We start from the raw sequence: 20,340 nt of genomic DNA, 5'->3' as shown, positions 1-20,340 counted from the left end.
TTTACATTAAACTAAATCGTGCGCGATGTAAATTAATCTGCTTGAGCCACCGTTTTATTTTTTTGCACAAAAAAAGCTGCCTCTCTCGGCAGCTTGTCTTCCATCAATCTACGTCAACCCAGCCTGTTCCCTCATCTTTCGGCTGGCTGTTCTTTAGATCGTTCGCTTTTTTGTTTTTGCTCGTATATGGCTTGGCATTTTTAGCTTTCTTGGCGCCTGTTTGCCAGCGCGTCCAGCCTTTTTTGCCGGTTCCCCGTCCAATTCCGCTTTTTGCTTTATCTTTTTTAGGCATGTTATCACTCCCGTACTGTTGCCCTGTTATAGCGCGATGACATAAAGCTTATCACATCTGGCAGTAAGAGTGAACTTTTTTCTCCGGATGGAGGATGGGTGGGTTTTATTCGCCCAGCCAGGAAGAAGCCGATCTGCTTTGCCATTCCTGTTCCAGCATTCCATAAATCAGCGAATCCCGCCAGCCGTCTTTCATGCGCAGATTTTCTCGGAGCGTCCCTTCCCACATCATGCCTGCTTTTTGCAGCACTTTTTTTGATCCAGCATTTGCGGGATCGCATGTAGCAAAAATTCGGTGGAGGCCCTGTTTGCTGAACCCGTAGCCAATCAGCAATTCCGCCACTTCGGTCGCAATTCCTTTCCCCCAGTAATCCGGATGGAGGATATAGCCGATTTCCCCGACACGGTTCACCGCATCCTGAAGAAACAGTTCCCCTGCACCGATCAGCTGGCCGTTTTCTTTCCAAACTACTGCATAAGCAAACTGAATCCTATCGGTTTTCGCAGCGTGTTCCAGCAATTGCTTGACATAGGTCCGGCTATCTTCTTCTGTATTGGGCCCCCACGGCTGATAGCGGCTGACGGCTTCGAGTGCAGCGTACCGATGGACAGCCGGCCAATCCCCTTTTTCAAATTCCCTTAGGTAAAACCGGTGTGTTGAAAGTTCCGTTTCCATCCCTTTCACCCTTTCCGCAATCGCCGCTTGATAGCCCGGATTTGGCCCCGATGGCTGATTTCATCCTCCATGACGTGAAACCAGAGATAGTAGTTATTGTACGGTACACCGTTCGGCCAATAGCGCTCTTCGTAAAGCCAGCTGTCTTCTTTTGTTCGAAGCTTATCGAGCGTCGCGGACCGGAGCTGTTCCAGTCCGGTTAAATAATCAGCCAAAGTTCTCCCTTTGAATTCTGAACGCGCCTCGTCCCCTAGTTCAATCGCAGCTCCCCATTGCTGCCATTCCTCTTCGGTAAAGTCCCGGTCTTCAAATGAAATCAGCTGATGCACTTTCTCGATGGCCGCGATATGGGCAAGCAGTGCGCCGATTGAATTGCCGCCAGCCTCTTCTATGAAGTCCAATTCGCTCGTTTGAAGTTCTTTTACGTCATTCAGTGTGACGCTGCGTGAGTGTTCAAGCATAAAAGCCAGTTCCCTGATTTTTTCCGTAAACCCTTCCAGCGGCTTGATGGCATAGTTCATCGTTCCACATCCTTCAGCAGTTTTTTAAAATAGCCGAGCGTCGCTTTTTCATTTAATTGATACGCTGCGCCGGTCCGGACGTAGCCGGCTTTTTCGTATAGCCGGCAATTGCCTTCTTCTTCAAGGATCGTCGCAAGCTCCCAGCTAACGGCTTCCGGAAACTGTTTTTCTGCCAATGCCATTGCTTTTGAAGCGATTCCTCTCCCCTGGTAATCCGGATGAATAAACAAAGGGCTGACCCAAAAGCGGTTTCCCGCTTTCCAGTGTATGCGAATCGCACCGCATAACCGGCCGGCCTCCATAATTTTAAAGAACGTGCTGTCGGGCCGGATTAAGCGTTCAGCGATTTTGTCGATTGATTCATTCGCCGGGCTGGTATCGTGATCCTGGTATTTTTCAAGCAATGGCAAAAAGGCATCATACTGCATCCCGAAAAGGGAGTTTGCATCTTTCAAATGTGCTTTCTCCAATTTTATAGCCAACTCATTTCGCCCCTTTGCCTACGCTTCTAAACAAGCAAGAATTTTTGTTGAAAAAATAGCCCCCTTCTCCGCCGTTTGAGCGAAAAAGGAGGTATGTTCAGCCTGCACTCTAGTAAAGAAACGGAATCAGCCGCGCACGCTTTTTCATCCATTCTTCATACTGCACACCGAATTTCTCGATTAGCAGTTTTTCTTCGTAATCGATCCGTTTCAAGAGTGCCCATATCATCAATGCTCCGCCCACAACTGCCGCAATCGGGCTGGTAAAATAAAGCGGCATGCCGATGGCGATGAAAAAAAGGCCGGTATAAAGCGGATGCCGCAGTTTCCGGTAAGGCCCCGTGCTGACAATTTCATCTCCTTCGCGTACCGTCACGTGGCGCGTGAATTGCGATTTCAAGTGCAGGATGCCCCAAAATCGGAAAAAGACGCCCGCGGCAAATAGAATTGTGCCAATCACCTTGAGAACCGGTGCGATTTCTTCGGCCCGCATTTCCCGAAGGAGAAACGCCGCCAGAATCGTTCCAAGCAAAACCGCCAAGATCCGGTAAAACGACCCTCTTTCCACTGGGTCGCTTGCAGTCCCGCGGTTCCGAAACAGCAGAAACTCAGCAATCCAAACTGCTCCGATTAATGTGAAAATCCAATCAATTAGCGTCATTATCCATGCCCCATTTTCTAGTCTGTTCCTTAAAATATAAAGAACATTCCAACAGAATACAACTTCCAGTCCAACCCCTCCAAATAAAACAAGCTTTCTTTCCGTTTAATGCGGAAAGAAAGCTTGCCGGTTTTCAATCTTCGGTTGTCGACACTTCAACCAGCATGGCGGTAAAGACGGTGAATATTACCATTAAAGATAAGACCATCGTGAACATGTTTATCATCTCCTACCAAGTTTTAAGTCCTTCTGAGCCAGGTGGTGCGTGCTGGATCATGCTGCTGAGCGGAATCGCATAAGCGATGAAGATCAAAGCGAATGCAATGCCGATCCAGATTTTCCAGTTCTCCAAAAACTTCGGTGAGCTTTCTCTGTCGCTGTCGGCGAGCGGAAACTCGACGATGTCTTCCGGTTTTACGGCTTTCGGCGACAGGAACATCGTCATGACAACGATATACATCAGCATCATCGCGGATATGAACAGGATGCTTCCTCCGATCGCCATTGTTACGTGGCTGGTCAGGATGCCGTCAAACCACTCCAATGCAGCCGGATGGTTATTGTAAGAAGAATAAGCGGTCCGGCGCGGTGCTCCAAGAAGCCCCAGTACGTGCTGCGCTGTCGACATCAAGAGCATGCCGATGGACCAAGTGATGATTTGGACAAAGCCGAGTCTTTGCATCGATTTGGTGAACTTGCGGCCGGTCAAATACGGAACCAGCCAGAACGTCATGCCCATGAACGTCATCGCAACAGGCGTGCCGACCGTGATATGGAAATGTCCGACAATCCATAGTGTGTTGTGGACGACTTCATTCAATTGGAAACTTGCATTGATGATGCCGCCGGCACCGCCGGGAATGAAGAATGCCATTGCGATGAAAATCGATGTGAAGCGAACGTCTTTCCAAGGCAGCATGGTAAACCAGCCGAACAAGCCTTTTGCGCCTTTTTTGCGCCCCGAAGTTTCAAAAGTGGCGAACATCGAGAAAGCGGTCATAAGCGACGGGATGATTACCATGAACGTCAGTACAACCTGCAGGAATTTCCAGAAGTTCGAAATGCCGGGTTCGGTCAATTGGTGGTGGAAGCCGACCGGAATCGAGAACAGGATAAACAAGACAAATGACAGACGCGCCAGGGAATCACTGAATACTTTTACGCCAAGTAGTTTTGGCACGATCAAATACCAGGCCATGTATGCCGGCAGCAGCCAGAAATACACGAGCGGGTGTCCGAAATACCAGAACAGGGAGCGGCTCAGTTCAACGTTGATCGTGTCGGTCCAGCCGAATGCCCAAGGGATGTATTGGAACAGGACCGTTGCTACAACGCCGAGGCAAGCAATCAGCCATAACACAAGCGTCGCAATCGTCATGAACGCGAAGAGCGGACTCATTTCGCCTTTATGGGCTTTTCGCCATACCAGGTAATGGGCGATCAACGCGAAACTGCTGATCCATGTGCCGACTACATAAAGCGCCAGTCCGACATAATACCAGCCACTTGCTTTCAGCGGTGCATAAAACGTATAAAGAACAGATGCTTCTCCGGAAACGATCATAATTGTAGCCAGAACCGTACCGGCTAAAGTCACCCAGAAACCGATCCAGGAAAACAGCCAGACTTTCGGGCCGAACGTTCCAAGTGTTTTGCTCATGCCGGTAACAAAAAATCCGAAAATGAAAAAGGCGGTATAAATAAGGGCTAAAAGCACGCCATGAGCAGTTAAGATTTGGTAATAATCAAGCCAAGCAGGCAATTGCAAGGCATCGTTGCGGATAAATACTTGAAGCAGGCCGCATAATGTGCCGATTAAGAATGCCGTATAGGCGACACCGATATTCCATAATGCGATTTTCCGGTCTTTTGCAGCAATCATGTTAATACACCTCTATTTCGTTGTACATCAAATGGTGTCCCGTTCCGCAGTACTCATTGCAAAGAATCAAATACTTGCCGGGCTTTTCGAATGTGTAGGATTTGGTTGTAATCTGGCCGGGAACGACCATCAAATTGACTTTTGTGTTATCAATGGTAAAACTGTGGACCACGTCCGTGCTGGTCACTTTAAAAATGATTTCTTTTCCGGCCGGCACTTTCAGATCCGGTGCGTTATAACCAAACGCCATCGAGACCACTGCCACTTGATACGTGTCGTCATCAAGCTGCGTCACTCCCGGGTTGTCAAAAGGCGCCGTTTCGTTCACTTTCTTGGGATCAATCGTTTCCATTCCCCCTGCCGGTGTGTGGTCATGTGAAAATGCACTTACGCCGACAACGCTTAAAAACACCACCAGTGCCGCTACCCCGAAGGCCAGCCAGATTTTTTCGTATTTATGAAGATGCATCTTGATCTACTCCTTTTTCTTCTACTTGGATTAAGCACTCTCACTTATCTTGCGACATACATTAAATACACAGCCACCCACATGGCAACAATGACAATTCCAACAAAAAGTACGCTGATCAGCGTCCCTCTTAAGTCGACATCGTGCGCTTCATTTTTTTTGCTCATTTCCCTCACCTCTTATGGTTCATCTCTTGAGTACAGAGTAATCTTTTCCACTAACAGACAATGTGACTTTTCTCACACCTGTGTGATTTTTTATAGGGGTTGTCAATTTTTAGACAAAAAAAGAAGCCGCACCGGACTTTTCCCGGTCAGCTTCTTCGTTTTATGTCCAACTTTTCTTTTTTACGTCCAACTCAAATTGCTTTACGCCCAACTGCCTTTTCTTAGCCTGCTCAGTCAATCCTGCACAAAGAAATGGGGCAGTTTTCACAATTGATTTCCACTTTTAAATGGCGGAGATCCCGCACCAGCAGCTTTCCATCCACCACAGAAAGTTTCCCTTCTTTTTTCAAATCACTCAGCATCCGGTTCACCACTTCCCGCGTCATGCCGCAGAAATTTGCCAAATCCTGATTGGTCAGAACCAAGTCAATCAAGATGGCATCGCCTTTTTCCACGCCGTGGCTATTGCACAGCCGGATCAACGTAGAATACAGCGCCCCTTTTTTGCCGTGAAGCATCAGATCGCGGAATTTTGTCTGGGTCTTCTGCTGGTCAATGCCCATCCACTTCATAAAAGCGGCAGCCAGCCGTGCGTTTTCAAGCAATGCATCTTCCAGATCCTGTATGGCAATTTTGAGGCAGCTGACATCTTCAAGCGCTTTGGCATCGAGCATATAAAGCGGATGCTCTGAAAAAACCGTGACTTCTCCGACCAATTGGCCTGGACCGCAAATCCGCAAGGTCAGTTCACGTCCTTCCGTCGTCACTTTGCCGATCTGTACTTTTCCGGAACGGATGATATAGATGCCTTTGACGGAATCTCCTTCCCGGAACAGGTACGCCCCTTTTTTATATTCTTTCGTCACATGCTGAATGGACAGCAATTCTTTTAACTCTGGAGATATCGCTGCACCTGATGTTTTCTTGACCATACAATCACCTCGATTATGCCTTTAATTTTGCATTTTATTGATTAATATCGTACCATATGTGCGTTTTGTTAGCTGTTGCATTTTTCCCATCCCTCCATAAATTGGACAAATCTCTCTTGAAAATTTCGCGAAAAGAAGGAACTGTTTATCCGTTTCACGAAATTAACTATTATAGAGAAGGAGGAAGCTGCTATGACTATGTTATACAAACAGATTTTGGTGGCAGTTGACGGTTCCAGACAAGCCGAACTGGCTTTTAAGAAATCCGTTGGCATTGCCGCAAGAAACAAAGCGGTCTTATACTTAACAAGTGTCATCGATAACCAATCTTTCGGAACCATCGAATCCTACGGCCGTGAATTTGTCGAGGAATCTAAAAAATATGCCGAAAAATTGCTGGCAGATTACCAGGCAAGAGCTGTCGCAGCTGGCGTACCTGATGTAAACATTGTCATCGAAGTCGGTTCTCCGAAAACGCTCATCCCTGTTGAACTGGTTCGCCGCTTCAATATCGATTTGATCATCTGTGGAGCTACCGGCACCAATTCCGCTGAACGCATCTTCATGGGAAGCGTCTCCGAACGCATTGTGCGCGCCGCTAAATGCGATGTTTTGATTGTACGGACGGAAGAAAAAGAAGAGCAATAATAATAAAATTATTTCACAAAAACCTTTGCTGTTATAACCAGCAAAGGTTTTTTTCTGTTTTTTCGCTCAATTATTGAAATTATCTATATTACCCAATATTACTCCCTTTAAACTATTTGATACAAAACTGTAATAAAAAATAGTTTTTTATGATGGTACAATACCTTTGTCGGTTTTTTTAAGGACATTGTCCTTACAGAATATTTAATTACATCTTCTCGAAGATTTTATAGGAAGAAAAGGCATAAGCCGCAGATAGTTGGAAGGGGAAAAGCAACGTGAACAAATTATCAAAATGGGCACTCGCTGCCATCGCAGCAATATTGGCTTTATCAATTTCAATTCCTGAAGCAAGCGCAGATAAGCTAAGCGACTTGGAAAACAAGAAACAGCAAGTCGAGCAGAAACAGGGCGAATTGAACTCAGGAATTCAGCAAAAAGCCAACGAAATTTCTCAAAACGATTCGAAACTTGAAGAAATCGCCAGAAAAATTTTCGAATTGGACAGCAAAATTCAGGAAACACAAAACAAAATCAACGATGTACAGGCTCAAATCGACCAAACCAAAGCCGAAATTGACGCTTTGCAGGCTTCGATCACTGAATTGCAGCGCAAAATTGATGAAAGAACCGCTTTGCTCCAGGAACGCGCACGTGCAATCCAATTGAGCGGCGGGTCCGTGGATTACATAGATGTCTTGCTTGGCGCAAACAGCTTCATTGATTTTATCGACCGTTTTTCAGCAGTTAATACCTTAATCGAAGCGGATCGTGAAATCATGCGCGAACAAGCCGCAGATAAAAAGCTGCTGGCAGAGCAAAAAGCCCAAGTTGAAAAGAAATTGGCAGAGCAGGAAGTCCGGAAAGCCGAGCTTGTCGGATTGAAAAACTCGCTTGACGGCCAGAAAAAAGAGCAGGCTCAGCTTGAAAAAGAATTGAACGCGGAACAGAAGCGTTTGGCGAATGAAAAAGCAGCACTTGAAAAAGAACACCAGAAACAAATGAACATCAGTGCAGGACTGGAAAGCCAGATTGCCAAAGAACAGGCGCGCCTTGCAAAAATTGCAAGAGAAGCGGAATTGAAGCGCCAGCGTGAAGCGGCCGCTGCAAGAAAAGCACAAGCGGCTAAAGCAGCTGCCAGCTCAAGTTCTGTTTCAGCTGTCTCTCACGCTTCCATGCCTAAAGCCGGAAGTTCTACATTCATTAAACCTTCTGCTGGCCGTTACTCATCCGGCTTCGGCGGACGTGACATCGGAGCAGGAGCTGAATCCCATTTAGGGCTTGATATCGCTGCCCCTACCGGCACACCAATCGGCGCTTCGGCAAGCGGATACGTATCATATGCCGGTTACATGGGCGGATACGGAAATGTTGTCATTTTGACGCATTCCATCAACGGCCGTTCATATGCCACTGTTTATGGACATATGAGCCGTGTCGGTACTTCAGTAGGACAAGCAGTTTCACAAGGCCAGAAAATTGGTGAAGTTGGAAGCACCGGGCGTTCTACAGGCCCTCACCTTCACTTTGAAATCCATATCGGTTCTTGGAATGGCGCGCGTTCAAACGCAGTCAACCCGGCACCTTATATTCGATAAATTTAAAAAGGCGGCCCCAGACAATCACTGGGCCGCCTTTTTGATATTTCGAGATTAACTTGTTGATATTCCAGCACATACGGCCGGTTGTTTCTGAAATACGATTCACAGCAAGGAAAATACGATTTCAGTTTTTATTTGCCGCCGTACAATTGCTGCAGTTCTTCTTCTTTCATCGTAAAACGGTGTTCTTCTGCCGGAAAAGCGCCGGATTTCACTTCGTCTACGTAAGCACTCAGACCATTTTTCATGATTTCGCCCGTTTCTGCATAAGAACGCACAAACTTTGGCAGATGGTGCGAGCCGTATTTCAATGTGTCGTGGTAAACCAATACCTGTCCGTCGGTTTCCGCCCCTGCCCCAATGCCGATCACCGGAATCGACAAAGCCGCGGTTACTTCGCGCGCCAATTGATAAGGAATGCACTCAAGGACCAGCATACAAGCGCCGGCCGCTTCGCAGGCCTTGGCATCTTCCAGCAGTTTCTGGGCAGCATGCGCAGTTTTCCCCTGCACTTTATAGCCGCCGAGTACACCTGCCGTCTGCGGCGTTAATCCAAGATGGCCCACTATCGGAATGCCGGTGCGCGTCAGCAAACGGATTACATCCAGCACTTCATCGGCACCTTCCAGTTTTAAGGCTTCTGCGCCGGTTTCCTGGAAAATCCGTATGGCCTGCTGGAGGCTGCGGTCCAAACTGCCATGGTAGGAACCGAATGGCATATCGACTACGATGAACGTATCTTTCGCTCCCCGCCGCACCGCTTTTCCGTGGTGAATCATGTCTTCCACTGTCACTTTTACTGTCGAGTCATACCCCAGCACGACCATGCCGAGAGAGTCCCCGACCAGAATGACATCCACTCCTGACTCTTCTGCCAGTTTGGCGGAGGGATAATCATAGGCAGTAAGCATGGCGATTTTTTCGCTTTGTGTTTTCATCTTGATGAATGAGGCTGTGTTCTTCATTTCTTTCTCTCCTTCCGGGAGGAAAACCGGCTAAAAAGCCCGTCTGTCCTGAATTGGACAGACGGGCAGAAATTTATCAAGTAGGTTTCTCCGTCCCTGTCATTTTCAGATCAAGGCAGAACTATTCAATTGCTTCGTGTGGCCTTGCCGGTGCAGTTCGCTTGGGATACTGCCCTCATCCTCACTATATCAGAAGCCGAACTGGAGTGGCAATCTTCAGAATTCATTTGCCGTCTGATTTTACCAATAAGGTTTAGCCCTTTTGCATAAGCGGGTATGTAAAGGTAATCAGAAAACAAGTAGCGTTTCTGGTTTAACAAGTTAGGTAGCAAGAGTCAGCTGCTCGATTCAAAATAGAAGAATTTATCATTTGGTTGGATGTGGCAGACAGTAGCGCTGTAAACAACGCCGAAAAGGGTCTTAGGATTCTTTTCGGCTTTTTTGTAGTTAACTCAAAGAAAGGATGGAGAGTGCAATGAAATACGTAGTGGACCATCAAAAAAAACATGTTCATGAACAGCGATATTCACAAGACCGGTGTGGAGTGGACCGTATCCCATCTGACGCAACTGAATTTACAGACTCAAAGGACTATATCCAGAATCTTGAGAGCAGCCACTCCTATATGAAATGCCCATACTGCCATGAAGTTCCTCTTTTGATCGATTAAAATTTTCAGCGCCATAAATGAGAAAGGAGTACCGATTGCGGCACTCCTTTTTTATGATAAGGGATGATTATTTTTGCTGTTTTTCCAACGATTCCAAGACAAGGATCATATAGCCGATGTCCTTCTCAAAGTTCCAGTCGACAAAGGTTTCCAGGATATTTCGTTTTAATGATTGTTGTATATTCGACTCTGCCACTACTGTATACTCCACGGGCCTTTTGGCAATTTTCAGCTGTTCTTCAAAACCGTTTTTTATCAGTTCTTTTTCAAGTTGAAGCAAAATGCCAAAACGCCGGATTAAGACTGTCCGATCATTCAACCAGTAAATATATGTTTCTTCCGGTTCTTTCTGCGCTTCTATGCTGCCGATTTTCACTTGCCTGTAGAGGTCTTCTTCATCTACGTCTTCCGGCCATTGCCAGGCTTTCTGCTCTTCTTCTTCGTTCAACACCACGAAAATCATTCCGGTTTTTTGCTCAAGATGCCAATCTGCATAAACTTCTTTAACATCCAGCTCTGCAATTTTCCACAAATTCAGTTTGATTTCCTGTTTCAATTCATTCATCAGAAGATCCCGTGTTTCAAGCACTCGTTTCCATTCCTGCTGCTCCACCAAGATCCTTTCCGTAGGAGCTAAAAAACCACGGAGATGGATGGCGATAAATGGCCGGGCAATTGTTACGTACACCGATGTTGGCCCTTTGCCGAAATGCGTGCGCAGCAATGTAGAAAGATAGCCCCCGATTTCACTTTGCATCGTTTTTTCCTTTGGCATAAGACCGCATCCCCCTTTTTCCAAATTTCACCAATACTTTCATTTGCCTGTATTGTTTCTGTTTTTCCCCACTGAACAAATTGCAAACCACTCCGGCTCTTGCCGCCGCATATTTTAAATAAAAACGGGCGCTAGAAAAAATCACCGTCCCTTTGGCAGACGGTGCTTCTCCTCGCGTTGCTCATTAGTTGATTTGTCCTGTTTAATCAGGCTTTTGATTTAACAGTGGCATTCCAAAGGAGCGAACCGACCCCTGCAATGGCGGCAGCTGTCAGAACGGGGTGCTTGGTCGCTTTCACGTACCAGCTGCCGGAACGGATCCAGCCCACATGGGTCCCTCTTTCATGCATGCCATACCCGGCCTCATATAAAGCGTTGTCTTCCACCGAACGGGACGGCCGTTCCGATTGCTGCGTACGGAACATTGTGAGTTCCATTGCTTTATCTGTCAGGCGCGGCGCCAGACCGCCGACAACGCCTCCCCATTTTGCCTGGAAACCGACATACATGTCCCGTTTTGGATGTTCGGCTGTATAAAGGATTGCCTCTGCTACAGCTTCAGGAGGATAAATCATGCCGACATGCGCCGGCTGTTTCTCCAAATAGCTGCGGGCATGCTCGTTGTAAGGCGTATCGATTCTTCCTGGATGGATCAGTGTGACGGATACTGGAGCTTTTTCTTTTTCCAGTTCCATGCGCAAGTTTTCCGTCCAGCCGTGCACCGCAAATTTGGCTGCCGAATACGTTGACTGCACTACCACTCCCCGGTCTCCAAATACACTGCCTACATTAATCAAGGCACCGGGAACGCCTCTTTCCTTAAAGTGGTTGACGGCAATTCTCGATCCGTAAACCTGGCTCCAGAAATTTGTGTCAAACATCCGCTTCATATCATCAATGCTGACTTCCATCGCTTTCCCGAAAATCGAAACCCCCGCATTATTGACCCAGGTATCAAAAGTTCCAAATTCGCTGATTGCTGTTTCCGCGATTCGCTGCACATCTTCTTCGCGTCCGACGTCCGCTTTCACCCAAACGGCTTCATGCCCCTGTTCTTTCAGCTCGTTGACCAACTGCTTTAACGCTTCTTCATTGCGGGCAGCCGCTACGATTTTCGCCCCTTTTGCCGCTGCCATTCTGGCTGTCACCAGGCCGATGCCGCTCGATGCACCGGTAATGACCATGACTTGGTCCTTTAGTTTCTTTAATTTGATTTTGCCTTTATACGGTTTGCTTTGCTTTCCCGAAAACCGGCTGCTGGGGTTTGACTGATTAGTATCCATCATATATCCCTCCTTAAATCGTTATCCCCCTTTTACCCGCTGAACCGATCATTAAGCCATATTCCCCCATTTTTTAGACATCTGCAATATTTCAACCAGATAAAAAAACACCCCGAAAGTTAGTTTTTCAACTTTACCTTTCGGGGTGTACAGCCGGTCCAAATTCTATCTTTTCATGATTTATTCGTTCGCTGCACCCAGAATTCCATCGGGTTATCCTGGCTTTCTGCCAGCGGCATCTGCGTCATCGACAAGCGGCGTTCTGATGCAGGTTTCTGCAGGTCTTCATAAATGATTTTAGATTTCCCAAGCCCGGCCTGCACCGCTTCTTCAAGGGAAGCACAGTAATAAGCCGTTTCTATTCCCGCCAGATACATCGCGCTTAAACACATCGGGCACGGCTCGCCGCTCGCGTACATAATGGTTCCCGCCAAGCTGTCTGTGTTCAACGCTTGCTGAGCGCGCCGGATGGCGAGCATTTCAGCATGGCCGCTGACGTCCTGCACTTTATGCAGCTCATTGGCGCCTTCCGCTATGATGGCGCTGTCTTTGACCAAAACCGCACCGAACGGCTGACCGCCTTCCTGGACATTCTGCAGTGACAGTTCCACTGCCCTTTCCATGAACCGATCCATTTTCAGCCCTCCTTTTAAACCGACAGCACAAGTACTCCGCCGCAATGCGACACCGGGTGGAATTCACAGCGGCAAATTCCTTTTAGTGCTTCACGAATTTCTTCATATACAAAATAAAATTCATCGTGGTCCCAATATTTGATGCTGTCTTGTTTGCACTGCTCCAATTGCTCCCGCGTTTCAAAAGCGATATCCCCAATGTAGATTTTTCCGCCTTCCCCCAAGGAAGGCAGCAGCTCCTGGATAAAGTCCACTTTTTGATCATCGTTCAAGTGATGCAGTGCATACGTGCTGATGATGGAATCGTAGGTTTCCTCTTTCAGTTCCGCCGGCAAACCGTCTGCGATATCCCCTTCAATCAGTTTCGCTTTCGGCATTTTCACTTGGGCAATGGCTATCATTTCTGCGGAAAAATCCACGCCGTCGATCTGGTGGCCTTCCTCATACAGCCTGCTTGCCAATATCCCTGTACCGAATCCGATGTCGAGGATATGGGAACATTCTTTTTGCATGGCTTCATTGAAAATCGTATTGAGGATTTCTTTGTATCCTGCAAACGGATATTGGTTATTTTCTTCACTGATTTTCACTGTCTGATCATAATCGTTCGCCCATAAATCAAAGCCTTGTTTGTTTAACATTCTTTTCCTCCTGAATATCCTCTATAGTTGATGTTTCCAGCGCATAGACGCATACGTCCTGGCCGGACAATTGAATTTCCTTCTCCAATGCTAAGCCGGTCCGTTCGGCCACTTTTCTGGAACCGATATTTCCCGGCTGAATCAGCGAAATCAACCGCTTTTTGCCGAGCTGTTCCGTGCCGTGATCACGGAGTGCGGCGGCCGCTTCTGTCGCATAGCCTTGTCCCCAGTAATCCCTGGCAATCCAGTAGCCAATTTCCAGCTCTTCTTTGCCTTCAATTTTCTGCTTGACGAGACCGGCATGGCCGATTGGCACATCGTCTTCCGAGCGAACCAGAAGCCGCAATCCGAGTTCCGGGTTTTCGCGGTATGAACGGTAAATCCAATACAAAAATTCCAATGCCCCTTCCCGGCTGCGCGTCTGTCCGTTGCCAATAAAACGGACCACTTCCGGATCATTTAAAAGAGAGCAGAGAAAATCGAAATCCTCATCCCGGTACTTCCGGAATTCCAGTCTCGCTGTTTTTATTCTTCCGCCGCGCTTGTCATCCTTTTCCCACTCTTGACGCTTTAAAGGCTGCACCTTCACTTTCGGCCATTTGGCTTTCCAGTCCTTTTTCTGCAAGCGGCTTTCGTAAGCAGCCGCCAATTCTTTGTTCATCTTGAAATGCGGCGTCGGCTTCACTGTCATTTCCAAAACATCTTGTATGCCGCATGGTGCTGCCAGCACAAGTTTTGCTTCCGAATCCAGCTTCACACCCAGAGCTGTTGCGGTTTCCGGGAATTTTGAAATGGCATCGACCGAAGAGCTGTAAGGTGCAAGTCCATTGATTTGGTGCATCCGCGCCTGGTTTTTGACCGACCACGGAACATCCGGCATCAGCGTCTGCAGCTGTTGTTCAATTTTCTTTTCTTCCGATTCTTCCGTCTGGTTTTTGTCGAAATAAATGACATCGATGTCTGCTAAAGGAGTCCGTTCCTTATAGCCATGAAGGTCGTCCCAGACTTTGGAGCGCACAAATCCTGCGCATATCCACCAATCCGGCAAATCCAGTGTTTTAACAGCTTTTAGAATTTCCATCATCCGGACATCCTGCTCGATGGCCGACACGATATCCTGTTCACTTTTAAACATAACGCACTCCTTCTACTCCTTTTTATAGACCACAAACTGCAGCAGAAAAGCCCGCAATACATTCCGCAATTCCAACGGCCGGGTAAGCATCGGCAAATGGCCGGCATGAAAAGTTTCAACCAAATCGGGCTGAAAGTTCACAATCATCCGATCCTGCAAGGAAACGCTGAGTTCTTCGTCTTTCATCAATTTGATGTAGAGTTTGGGCACTTCGGGAAGATTTGCCTCGACCCGGTCGGTATACAGCCGCACGGACTCAGAAGAAAAGCGCTGCACAATTTCTGCGGCCTGCTCCTCCGGCAGCTCTTTGCATAAACCTTTTCGAATGGCTTTTTCTGGAGGCTTTGTACCGGCTATCCGCAACAGAACGTGCAGCGACAGGCGTTTGGCAACCGGCAATACTGAAAGGAACGATTGGCCCGGCTGCGGAACAGCCGCGCCGATTGCCACCGCACCCACAATGCGATCTCCTAATTTCTCCGCAAGCTCCATCGCCAGTACGCCGCCGAGTGAATGCGCTACGAGCACGAACTTCTCCACTTCCCATTTGGCAATTTGCTGGCCGATAGAGGTTGCATAGTCGCGCAAAGACAAGCGGTTGTGCTCTTTTCCAGAAAGTTGCCTCGCCGGAAAATCGACCAATAAATAAGGGATTTCCAGGCCATTCGTGACCGGCTGCCAAATTGAACGGTCCAATCCAGCGCCTTGGATAAACACAAAACCCACCAACTCGTCCGGTTTCATCCTCTCCACTCCCTCTACCTATTTTAGACCCAGATAGTCAGCAGGCAGCTCCTCTTCATGTATTTGGCCATCGAAGAAAACACGATAGGCGTGGGCATTCGGCCGCGAACTGACAATCCGGTGAATGTTTTGGCCAATGTAATGGAGAGCCGCGCCGTCGTCCGCAGCTACGCCGCCCTTGATTGTTCCCGCTGCAATCATCTGTTGATACGCAGGCCTTCTGTCCATTTCTCCGTCATAATGCGGACAGTTGCTTCCTTTAAGAAACCCAAGGCTCTGTATGGGCATCAATTGTTCCCCGTAGGAATCGGTCACTCCGTCTTCAAACCAGCACAGCGAGCCTGCACTGATGCCTGCCAGCACAATTCCCTGCTCCCAGGCTTTCCGCAAAATCGTGTCTAATCCCCACTCTCGCCAGAGGACCAGTAAATTTTTCGTATTTCCGCCGCCCACGTAAATAATGTCTTTCTCCAAAACAAACGCTTCCAAATCTTGAGCGGGTGGTTTAAACAGCGACAAATGGGAAGGCTCACAATCCTGTTCATCAAAAAAACGATAAAAATTAGCGATATAGGTATCGGAATCTCCGCTCGCCGTCGGTACAAAACAGATTTTCGGTTTAGGCTTTTGGGATTGGTCCAGTATGTATCGATCGAGCAGCGGATTGTCCGGCTCCATTGAAAATCCCCCGCCGCCAAGTGCAATGATTTGTTTCATCCTACTTCGTCCAATCTGATTTTAATAAGGAAAACAGCAAGGCGTCGTGCGATTTTCCGGCTTGGTACAGATAACTCCGCAGCTTTCCTTCTTCTATAAAGCCAATTTTTTTTAAAAGATGGCTCGATGCCTCGTTGTCCGGAAACGTCACTGCCCCCATCCGCACCAAATCCAGGTGTTCAAATGCATAAAGAAGCACCGCTTGGACTGCTTCTTGCATCAGGCCCTTCCGCCAATAATCGGGGTGCAGTTCATAACCGATTTCGGATTTTTTGGCCCGCACATTCAAATTGTTCAGGCCGATGGTGCCGATAAATTCTTCACTTTCCTTCCATACGATTCCCCAGCGGATTCCCCGTTTGCTTTCAAAAAGCAGCTGAAACGAATCAATGACAGCGCCTGCTTCCTGCAAATTGAGCAACGGATTCATGCCGTAGTAGCGGGTCACGTCTTCCCGGGACATGATGCGATAAAAAGGTTCGGCATATTGCTGGCCGATGTGCACCAGACTCATCCTCTCGGTTTCAAGCACCGGAAATTCCATGGCAACTCCCCCTTTAAATTCCATATATCCCTTTTTCGCCGTCTCTTCCCTACTATCCTGTTTTTTTGCCTAATAAAAAAGGCCCGCTGCGCATAATCAGCGCAACAGGCCTTGCATTTCTTTAGATAAAGCGGGCGATGTCTTCAAGCGGCAGACGGGAAGTGCCAAAAGCTGGCGCTGCTGCTTTTCCGACTGCGATCAATACGATCGGGAAAAGGTGGTCCGGCAACTCAAAGCGCTCCGCAAATTTCGCTTTGTCAAAACCGCCCATCGGAATGGTATCGTAGCCGCGGTCTTTGGCAATCAGCATCAACTGCATCGAAATCAAACCGGCGTCGTATGCGGCGATGTTCATTCGTGCTTCTACTGGAGCATTCGGGTACACTTTGTACGTGTTTTCAATGGTCCGCTCTTTGATGGACTCATCCATGTGGCCTTCTTCTACATTTTGTGTATAGATCTTTTCTACGTTCTTATACGCATCGATGTTGCCAAGAACGGCGATGATGGCTGAAGACGTTTCAACCTGCGCCTGGTTATTGGCAATCGCACGCAATTCTTTTTTCACTTCCTGGTCCTGGATGACGATGAAATTCCAAGACTGCAAGTTGCTTGAAGAAGGAGCGGTAGACGCAAGCGTCAGCATTTCTTCCAATTCATCTTTTGAAATTTTAAAGTCCGGATCGTATGCCCGCACTGATTTTCTTTCTTGCATTACTTTCACTACTGGGGATTCTACATTGACTGTCATGGTGTTGCCTCCTTAAATTCAGCTTACTTTTAGTAAGTCACTGAGCATAACTTACCACTGCTGAAATAAAGAGTCAAAAGAGTTGCTCAGCTCCGCATAGTCCCTGCCCTTAATCTTCGGGATTGATGATCGCCAGAATTTGATGGTCCTGCCAGGCGCCATTAATCTGGACATTTTTAATAGCGATGCCTTCTTTATGGAATCCGGCTTTTTCCAGGACGCGAATCGATGCCTCGTGATGCGGCATGACTCCCGCTTCGATGCGGTGCAGCCCCAGTTCGCGGAATCCGTACTCGGCCAGCAGCCGGACCGCCTCTGTCGCATACCCCCTGCCATTGTGGTTCTGGTCGATGGTATAGCCCATAATGGCGCTTTGTACTGGCCCCCGAACCACCTGAACCAGATTAATTGAACCGACCAGCACATCCCCGTCATTTAGAAAAACACCGAAATTGTACTGGTCATCGTTCTGCCAGCTTGCTTCCTGCATTTGCAGCCGAAGCGCCTGCCCTTCAATTGAATAGAAATCCGGACGGCGAGTGACGGAAAACTGTTCAAACAGTTCTTTGTTCCGTATTTCCATATCCACTAAATCCTCTAAATCATTTACTGTCAGCTTTCGCAGGTAAATTTTTTCACCCTTCATCATTTTTCACTTCCCTTTCTCTTACTTATTTCCAGATAAATGAAACATTTTCCTGCTCTTTGCCGTATAAAAGGGGAGGTGAAAGATATGTATATAAATATAGAAGAACCGACCCGAATGATTTCTCCTGATGCGGTCCGTGTCTGGCGCTTGTCGAATTTCACAATGGAAGCCGCCATGTTTATCGTGATTTGCGCACTTCTTTTTGCCAGCAATCATTTCGGCTGGTGGCAATGGGTCACCTGGATTTTATGGGCAGCAATCGGAATTTCTTTGCTTTCTTCCTTCTACTCGGTTTGGTTCGAACCCGCATGGCTGCAAAAAACCTGGCGCTACGAAATTGATGAAGAGTATATTCAATTGCAGCATGGACGGTTCAACACGCACCATACCTTAATCCCCATGGCCAAAGTGGAATACGTGACGACCAACCAAGGGCCGTTCCTGAGAAAATACGATTTGTATGACCTGACAATCGGAACCGTCACTTCTTCCCATAAAATTCCGGCCATCCCGAAAGAACAGGCGCTTGCCCTTCGCGCGCAAATTGGAGTTCTGGCAAAAATCAAAGATAGCGACGAAGAAATGGATGTGGCCCCATGATGGAAGCCGAAAGACAGCAATTCCATTTTAGCTGGCCGTTGTTTCAATTGGTGTCGTTGGTGAAAGGCAGTGTCTTCTTCATTTTTTATCTGTTTATCTTGAAAGCCGGCAGCGACTCGGCTTTTATCCTGACGCTGAAAGGCCTGTTTATTGCATCCATGGTTTTTTCCGTCATCAAGATTTTTTTGAATTGGGTATACACCCGGTATGAAATTTCCGAAACCACCGTTATGTTATACCTTGGAATTTTCGTCAAAAAGCAGCGCAATGTGGAGCTGAAGCGGATTCAGAACATCCAGCAGACCACTAATTTTCTGCATCGTCTGTTAAAACTGACGTCGTTGACGCTTGAAACCGGTACGGCCGGAGAAAATGCCGCTATCAAATTCCCGGTATTGTCCCATGCCGAAGCCGACCGGATCAAAGGGCTTGTCGAAGAAGCAAAACGGGTGCATGCCAAACCGCATAATCCGGAAATTGAAGAAGAAGTGCCGGCTGCCCCGCCACCGCTTCCTGAACGCAAGGTTCATTTCACAGCAGGCACTAAAGATCTGGTGAAGGCTGCCTTTACATCGCTAAGCATGTTCGCCATTTTTCCCATTCTCTTTTCGTTGTATTTTCAGTTTGATGACTTTTTCAACCTGGATGAAACATCCCAGTCTGTTTTCGCCTTTTTTGCATCCCGGCTTTGGCTGCTTATCCCTGTTATCGCAATAGCTATCCTGCTTTCAGCCATTATCGGGTTTATCACTACGTATTCGAAATACGGAAAATTCGTCATTTCCGCTGACCATCAACGGATTTACATCCGCAAAGGTGTTTTTACGGAAACCCAATTCTCGATCCGAAAAGACAAAGTTCAGGCAATCAAAATTGAACAGCCTGTTCTGAAACGCTTTCTCGGGATGGCAGAAGTGAAGTTGCTGAGTGCCGGAAGTATCGGAGATGAGGACAATGAAATCAATTCCCTTTTCCCATTTTTGCCTGTGAAAGAAGCATACCGCCTTGTAGAGGAGCTTTTGCCGCAGCATCAGATTTCCCGTTCGGCACAAGCCTTGCCAAAAAACGCTCTATGGCTTCGGCTGCTGCGCCCGTACTATTTCTGGATTGCAGCAACAATAGCCCTTGCCGTTTTTAAAATGGAATGGCTCTGGCTGTCGGCTCCGCTTTTCGCGATTTTCATCATTGCCCGAATTCTGGAGTACCGCTGCACGCGCTACAATATAACGGAACGGTTTATCCAGATTCGGACAGGTGCATTTTCAACCAATACTTTATTGACAAAGCGTGTGAAAATACAGGAAATCCAAGTCACGCATAGTTGGCTGCAACGGAAGTTCGGCGTTTCAAGCCTTCATTTCCATAACCGCAGCAAGCCGCTTCTCGTCTCTGAACTGAAAGACGTTCCACGTGAAACAGGTGCACAGTTTTATCACTGGTTTAAAGATCGTACGCTTTTCGTGAAATAACCTGAAAAAAGGGACTGTCCCATAAGTCTATTAGTCGACTTATGGGACAGTCCCTTGCTTCTCACAAAGCTTTGTGGAATACTATTGTTCTGTTTCTGTTTCTGCATCGCTGCGCTAGCTTCGAAACATGAAAGAGCGTTGCATCGCTGCGCTAGCTTCGTCGCAAAGGAGTTGTCCCAAATTACTTTTGGGACAACTCCTTTGCTTGTTGAGAAAGATATAGAAAAGATCTCTCTTAGAATATCTCCGATATTCCGCAAACCAGCTGCGCTTGCCGCGGGCGATTCGCCAAGCCTCCTCAGCCGCTGCGCGTCTTGCGGGGTCTCGGCTGTCTCGCTTTCCCGCAGGCGTCTCCGCTGGTTTGCTCCATATCGACAGTGAACTGCGAATAAAAAGCATGTATACTCATCGATTCTTTCTGATAAAAACAAT

At 47.5% G+C, this 20,340-nt stretch carries 24 protein-coding genes and 1 pseudogene; 4 read left to right on the top strand and 21 right to left on the bottom strand.

All coding sequences use genetic code 11. The features are described from left to right. Positions 1-103 precede the first annotated feature (103 nt). The 9 genes from HU147_RS00870 to HU147_RS00830 form a co-directional block, all read right to left on the bottom strand. A complete protein-coding gene (locus HU147_RS00870) occupies positions 104-292 on the bottom strand; it encodes a DUF3934 domain-containing protein (RefSeq protein ID WP_036811240.1) in 189 nt (62 codons plus the stop codon). A 105-nt stretch (positions 293-397) separates the two neighbouring features. Further along, positions 398-967 (bottom strand): GNAT family N-acetyltransferase, encoded by a 570-nt coding sequence (locus tag HU147_RS00865; RefSeq protein ID WP_224074438.1) that lies wholly within the window; start codon positions 965-967, stop codon positions 398-400. A 5-nt stretch (positions 968-972) separates the two neighbouring features. Then, positions 973-1,488 carry a DinB family protein gene (locus tag HU147_RS00860; RefSeq protein ID WP_224074437.1) on the bottom strand — a complete coding sequence of 172 codons (516 nt, stop codon included), beginning with the start codon at positions 1,486-1,488 and terminating at the stop codon, positions 973-975. Then, the gene (locus HU147_RS00855) at positions 1,485-1,970 is read right to left on the bottom strand and encodes a GNAT family N-acetyltransferase (protein ID WP_224074436.1); all 486 of its coding nucleotides are present in this window, start codon (positions 1,968-1,970) and stop codon (positions 1,485-1,487) included. The genes HU147_RS00860 and HU147_RS00855 overlap by 4 nt, the downstream gene beginning before the upstream one ends. Positions 1,971-2,079: 109 nt before the next feature. Beyond that, positions 2,080-2,631, bottom strand: a complete 552-nt coding sequence (locus tag HU147_RS00850) for a methyltransferase family protein (protein ID WP_224074435.1) — start codon at positions 2,629-2,631, stop codon at positions 2,080-2,082. A 229-nt stretch (positions 2,632-2,860) separates the two neighbouring features. Then, complete coding sequence (locus HU147_RS00845; protein WP_224074434.1) at positions 2,861-4,513, bottom strand: b(o/a)3-type cytochrome-c oxidase subunit 1; 1,653 nt, start codon at positions 4,511-4,513, stop codon at positions 2,861-2,863. A gap of 1 nt (position 4,514) precedes the next feature. After that, positions 4,515-4,982, bottom strand: coding sequence for a cytochrome c oxidase subunit II (locus HU147_RS00840; RefSeq protein WP_224074433.1), 468 nt, complete (start codon positions 4,980-4,982; stop codon positions 4,515-4,517). Between the two features lie 44 nt (positions 4,983-5,026). Next, positions 5,027-5,149 (bottom strand): cytochrome C oxidase subunit II, encoded by a 123-nt coding sequence (locus tag HU147_RS00835; RefSeq protein ID WP_224074432.1) that lies wholly within the window; start codon positions 5,147-5,149, stop codon positions 5,027-5,029. 230 nt (positions 5,150-5,379) lie between these two features. Beyond that, positions 5,380-6,081 (bottom strand): Crp/Fnr family transcriptional regulator, encoded by a 702-nt coding sequence (locus HU147_RS00830; RefSeq protein WP_224074431.1) that lies wholly within the window; start codon positions 6,079-6,081, stop codon positions 5,380-5,382. 192 nt (positions 6,082-6,273) lie between these two features. Between HU147_RS00830 and HU147_RS00825 the strand changes: the two genes are divergently transcribed. Both HU147_RS00825 and HU147_RS00820 read left to right on the top strand, forming a co-directional pair. Beyond that, positions 6,274-6,729, top strand: coding sequence for a universal stress protein (locus HU147_RS00825; protein WP_224074430.1), 456 nt, complete (start codon positions 6,274-6,276; stop codon positions 6,727-6,729). Positions 6,730-7,007: 278 nt separating this feature from the next. Continuing rightward, positions 7,008-8,327: a murein hydrolase activator EnvC family protein gene (locus tag HU147_RS00820; protein WP_224074429.1), complete on the top strand. Its 1,320-nt coding sequence runs from the start codon at positions 7,008-7,010 to the stop codon at positions 8,325-8,327. A gap of 134 nt (positions 8,328-8,461) precedes the next feature. Here the strand turns inward: HU147_RS00820 and panB are convergent, their stop codons facing one another. From panB to HU147_RS00760, 12 genes and pseudogenes are all read right to left on the bottom strand, one after another. After that, a complete protein-coding gene (gene panB, locus HU147_RS00815; protein ID WP_224074428.1) occupies positions 8,462-9,295 on the bottom strand; it encodes a 3-methyl-2-oxobutanoate hydroxymethyltransferase in 834 nt (277 codons plus the stop codon). 737 nt (positions 9,296-10,032) lie between these two features. After that, the gene (locus HU147_RS00810) at positions 10,033-10,740 is read right to left on the bottom strand and encodes a DUF2294 domain-containing protein (RefSeq protein WP_224074427.1); all 708 of its coding nucleotides are present in this window, start codon (positions 10,738-10,740) and stop codon (positions 10,033-10,035) included. Between the two features lie 206 nt (positions 10,741-10,946). Next, the gene (locus tag HU147_RS00805) at positions 10,947-12,023 is read right to left on the bottom strand and encodes an SDR family oxidoreductase (protein ID WP_224074426.1); all 1,077 of its coding nucleotides are present in this window, start codon (positions 12,021-12,023) and stop codon (positions 10,947-10,949) included. Between the two features lie 173 nt (positions 12,024-12,196). Further along, positions 12,197-12,658 carry a nucleoside deaminase gene (locus HU147_RS00800; protein ID WP_224074425.1) on the bottom strand — a complete coding sequence of 154 codons (462 nt, stop codon included), beginning with the start codon at positions 12,656-12,658 and terminating at the stop codon, positions 12,197-12,199. Positions 12,659-12,672: 14 nt separating this feature from the next. Next, the gene (locus HU147_RS00795; protein ID WP_224074424.1) at positions 12,673-13,299 is read right to left on the bottom strand and encodes a class I SAM-dependent methyltransferase; all 627 of its coding nucleotides are present in this window, start codon (positions 13,297-13,299) and stop codon (positions 12,673-12,675) included. After that, positions 13,277-13,882 carry a GNAT family N-acetyltransferase gene (locus tag HU147_RS00790; protein WP_224074855.1) on the bottom strand — a complete coding sequence of 202 codons (606 nt, stop codon included), beginning with the start codon at positions 13,880-13,882 and terminating at the stop codon, positions 13,277-13,279. Before HU147_RS00790 ends, HU147_RS00795 begins: the two co-directional genes overlap by 23 nt. Further along, a pseudogene (locus tag HU147_RS00785) lies at positions 13,880-14,434 on the bottom strand (nucleotidyltransferase family protein); the annotation flags it as partial. The pseudogene HU147_RS00785 and the gene HU147_RS00790, both read right to left, overlap by 3 nt. A 12-nt stretch (positions 14,435-14,446) precedes the next feature. Continuing rightward, positions 14,447-15,178 (bottom strand): alpha/beta fold hydrolase, encoded by a 732-nt coding sequence (locus tag HU147_RS00780; protein ID WP_224074423.1) that lies wholly within the window; start codon positions 15,176-15,178, stop codon positions 14,447-14,449. 18 nt (positions 15,179-15,196) lie between these two features. Continuing rightward, positions 15,197-15,895 carry a Type 1 glutamine amidotransferase-like domain-containing protein gene (locus tag HU147_RS00775; RefSeq protein ID WP_224074422.1) on the bottom strand — a complete coding sequence of 233 codons (699 nt, stop codon included), beginning with the start codon at positions 15,893-15,895 and terminating at the stop codon, positions 15,197-15,199. Position 15,896: 1 nt separating this feature from the next. Continuing rightward, positions 15,897-16,439: a GNAT family N-acetyltransferase gene (locus tag HU147_RS00770; RefSeq protein ID WP_224074421.1), complete on the bottom strand. Its 543-nt coding sequence runs from the start codon at positions 16,437-16,439 to the stop codon at positions 15,897-15,899. A 121-nt stretch (positions 16,440-16,560) separates the two neighbouring features. After that, positions 16,561-17,190: a nitroreductase family protein gene (locus HU147_RS00765; RefSeq protein ID WP_224074420.1), complete on the bottom strand. Its 630-nt coding sequence runs from the start codon at positions 17,188-17,190 to the stop codon at positions 16,561-16,563. A 109-nt stretch (positions 17,191-17,299) separates the two neighbouring features. Further along, positions 17,300-17,839: a GNAT family N-acetyltransferase gene (locus tag HU147_RS00760; RefSeq protein ID WP_224074419.1), complete on the bottom strand. Its 540-nt coding sequence runs from the start codon at positions 17,837-17,839 to the stop codon at positions 17,300-17,302. An 84-nt stretch (positions 17,840-17,923) separates the two neighbouring features. On the opposite strand from HU147_RS00760, the gene HU147_RS00755 reads away from it, so the two are divergent. Continuing rightward, positions 17,924-18,439, top strand: a complete 516-nt coding sequence (locus tag HU147_RS00755; RefSeq protein ID WP_224074418.1) for a PH domain-containing protein — start codon at positions 17,924-17,926, stop codon at positions 18,437-18,439. After that, the gene (locus HU147_RS00750; RefSeq protein WP_224074417.1) at positions 18,436-19,908 is read left to right on the top strand and encodes a PH domain-containing protein; all 1,473 of its coding nucleotides are present in this window, start codon (positions 18,436-18,438) and stop codon (positions 19,906-19,908) included. The genes HU147_RS00755 and HU147_RS00750 overlap by 4 nt, the downstream gene beginning before the upstream one ends. The last annotated feature ends 432 nt before the right edge of the window (positions 19,909-20,340 follow it).

The organism is Planococcus chinensis (genome assembly GCF_020071995.1).
In the GTDB taxonomy this organism is placed as follows: domain Bacteria; phylum Bacillota; class Bacilli; order Bacillales_A; family Planococcaceae; genus Planococcus; species Planococcus chinensis_A.
Note: the sequence above shows the minus strand (reverse complement) of the source record. Positions and strands in the feature narration are given on the sequence as shown.